Below are 3,163 nucleotides of genomic sequence, written 5' to 3' on the forward strand. Positions count from 1 at the left end.
GCTATCAACAGTGAACGCTGTTGCACAAGAGCGTGTCGATGAAAAAATGGAAGTGCCGAAGGGGACGGAAGTATTTGTTGATAACGAACGCGGCTCAATCGAGATCATGGCGAGTGATGACAACGTGGTTCATGTTACTGGAACACTCGACAAACGCACTGAACAATTTATTTTTGAACTACGTGGCTCAACATTGCAGGTGCAAGTTAAAACACCCGAGCAAAATGGGTGGTTCGACGATGATGAAGGGTCAAAGTTAACTATTTATATGCCTAAATCAAGCCATCTTGATGTAAAAGGTGTATCCATGGATGTCGATGCCTTTGATTTGCAAGAAGGGGTCGAAATAAACCTCGTGAGCGGTGATGTGAAAGTCGAAAATATTGGTGGCGGTGTCGAAGTCAGTACTGTCAGTGGTGACATTGATGCGCGGTCTATTGCTGGTACCGTCAGGCTAGAAAGTGTTAGTGGGGATATTAGCGATAAAGGCAGTAGCGCGAGAGTCGCTCATTATCAGGCCGTTAGCGGCGATATTAGTGTTTACGCCGATATGATGGAAGAGTTCTACTTGCAAAACGTCTCAGGCGATGTAACGGCAGAATTACCAAGTCTCAAGAAAGCTAATTTAAAAAATGTCAGTGGAGACATTAATCTTTCGCTTAAATTGGCAGACAGTGGTGAATTGAAAGCTTCATCCGTGAGCGGCGATATGGCGTTTACTTTCAGTGCGATACCGAACGCCAGTTTTGATATTACAACTAATGCTGGTGGTGACATTGTTAACCGCATTAGTAACGACAAACCCACTGAATCGCGCTGGGGAACTTCGTCAGAATTAAACTTCGAAGTCGGCACTGGAAGTGCGAGAGTGGGTTTAACAACCGTCTCAGGAACTGTCGAAATTCGTCGCGATTAACGATATAGTAGCGCTCATTGGCGAGTGTACAGAGACTGTAACGATGGCGGAAAAAAATAAGCAAAGAGATAAGTCGATTGAGGCGCTGCGTTCAGCGCCTCATTCGATCGAAGCCGAACAATCTGTGTTGGGTGGGTTGATGTTAGATAATGACGCTTGGGATAAAGTTTCTGGGCTGATTATCGCGCAAGATTTTTATCATCGTGCTCATCGACTGATTTTTACTGCAATGCAATCCCTCGCCGATAGCAGTCAACCCATGGACTTAGTGACTGTTTCTGAGGAGCTAGAGGCGAACACTGAGCTCGACGCCGTGGGTGGCTTTGCGTATCTAGGTGAAATCTCGAAAAATACACCGAGTGCAGCTAACATTGTCGCTTATGCCAATATTGTACGCGAGCGGGCGGTGCTCAGAGAGATGATTGCCGCAGCGAATGATATTGCCGAGTCAGGTTACGATACCCAAGGACGAACGAGCCAACAGTTACTCGATGAGGCGGAGAGTAAAGTATTCCGTATTGCGGAGAAGCGCACTAGTGCAACGGAAGGTCCCAAGGGGGTCAGTGATATTCTGGCTAAGACGATTGAGAAAATAGAGACGCTTAGCAACATAAAAAATCATAACGGTGTAACAGGCACATCAACTGGCTTCCATGATTTAGACCAGATGACTGCCGGTCTGCAGCCTTCAGATCTTATTATTGTTGCCGCTCGACCGTCGATGGGTAAAACCACCTTCGCGATGAACTTAGCCGAAAACGTCGCAATGAACGAAGAAAAACCGGTGCTGGTGTTTAGTTTAGAAATGCCATCTGAGCAAATCATGATGCGTATGTTGGCATCACTCAGTCGCGTTGATCAAAACCGTGTTAGGACAGGACGTTTGGAGGATGATGATTGGGCTCGTATTGCCTCAGTCATGAATATTCTCAATGATAAGAATAATCTGTATATCGATGACTCCTCCGGATTAACACCGACAGAAGTTCGCTCCAGGGCTCGTCGTGTTGCGCGAGATCACGGTGGGTTATCGATGATTATGGTGGATTACTTGCAGTTAATGACAGTACCGGGGATGTCAGAAAATCGTACACTTGAAATTGCTGAGATCTCGCGCTCGTTAAAATCTTTAGCTAAGGAATTGAGTGTTCCTGTCGTAGCGCTTTCACAGCTTAACCGCTCACTTGAGCAACGCTCAGATAAGCGTCCTGTCAACTCCGACTTGCGCGAGTCTGGATCGATCGAGCAGGATGCTGACGTTATCATGTTTATCTACCGTGATGAGGTTTATCACCCAGACAGTGCAGAGAAAGGATTAGCGGAGATTATCATTGGTAAGCAAAGGAATGGACCCATCGGTAAAGTTGAACTTAAATTCCATGGGCATCTATCGCGGTTCGATAATTTTGCTCGAGCGTCTGATGATGAGCGTTATTAACTTATAAAAAGAGAGCTTAGCAACAACTAGGCTCTCAACTTATCAAAACATATTTCGATGTATGCCTTACCGGCAACATGGTTAAAGGGCATGATGAGCTTTGCGCCCTCAGAGCGATGAGATATAGTATGGTCGCGTCCCGAGACGACGATCGGTGTGGCCATATCAAACTCAAAGCCGCGCTCGGCGAGCTCTTTTTTGGCACCGCCTGTAACCATATTAGTGATTTCACCCACCATATCGCATACCTCTTCGTCCACTGAATCGGGTAACTCGCCCAACATCTTATGCATGATTTCACAGGCTAGATTTTCTTCAAAGGATATTGAAAAGGAGCCTTTAACTTGTGGACCTACCATTCCAATGATGCCCGACACATCGCCACGAGCGTATTCATCCTTTTTAATTTGAGGCTTTCCTGGCTTAAGCTCTATTTGAGCCATCATTGAAAGCACGTTTTGAAGTGCGTTCAAAAATGGGTTGACGAACGCTGCGTCCATAAATAATTACCTTTTACTTACCGCAATTGATTTTTTTTGTGTCACGCTGCTCGTTAAGTGTAATTCCTCGCGTGATGTCATCGCCTTTAACATTCACTGTGTTCACTTGAGCAGGGTATGTGGAAAGCATAACACGGTTTGTTATTTCCCAATTACAAAATTCGGTTTTTGAATGAGATTTTTCTTGATAAAGCCATAGGTTCTGAAAATCCGCTTCCAAGCCCACCCAATCCAACGCTATCGGCTCGCCATCGGAAGAGGTCATTGAAAAACGTGCATTGAGCCATTCTTTAACCTTGCGCTCGGCGT

The 3,163-nt window shown here is 45.6% G+C and carries 4 protein-coding genes; 2 read left to right on the plus strand and 2 right to left on the minus strand.

The features are described 5' to 3' along the window. Positions 1-916, plus strand: a 916-nt coding sequence (locus OS145_RS13460; protein WP_006957005.1) for a DUF4097 family beta strand repeat-containing protein, incomplete at its 5' end; no start/stop codon positions are given. A gap of 43 nt (positions 917-959) precedes the next feature. Then, the gene (gene dnaB / locus OS145_RS12620) at positions 960-2,354 is read left to right on the plus strand and encodes a replicative DNA helicase (RefSeq protein ID WP_006957003.1); all 1,395 of its coding nucleotides are present in this window, start codon (positions 960-962) and stop codon (positions 2,352-2,354) included. Positions 2,355-2,380: 26 nt separating this feature from the next. Here dnaB and OS145_RS12625 read toward each other — a convergent pair whose 3' ends face one another. Continuing rightward, positions 2,381-2,854, minus strand: coding sequence for a chemotaxis protein CheX (locus tag OS145_RS12625; protein WP_006957002.1), 474 nt, complete (start codon positions 2,852-2,854; stop codon positions 2,381-2,383). A 13-nt stretch (positions 2,855-2,867) separates the two neighbouring features. Continuing rightward, positions 2,868-3,163 (minus strand): DUF6702 family protein (locus OS145_RS12630; RefSeq protein WP_006956999.1); only part of this gene is annotated, 296 nt, incomplete at its 5' end.

The sequence above is a fragment of the Idiomarina baltica OS145 genome (assembly GCF_000152885.1).
Classification (GTDB): domain Bacteria; phylum Pseudomonadota; class Gammaproteobacteria; order Enterobacterales; family Alteromonadaceae; genus Idiomarina; species Idiomarina baltica.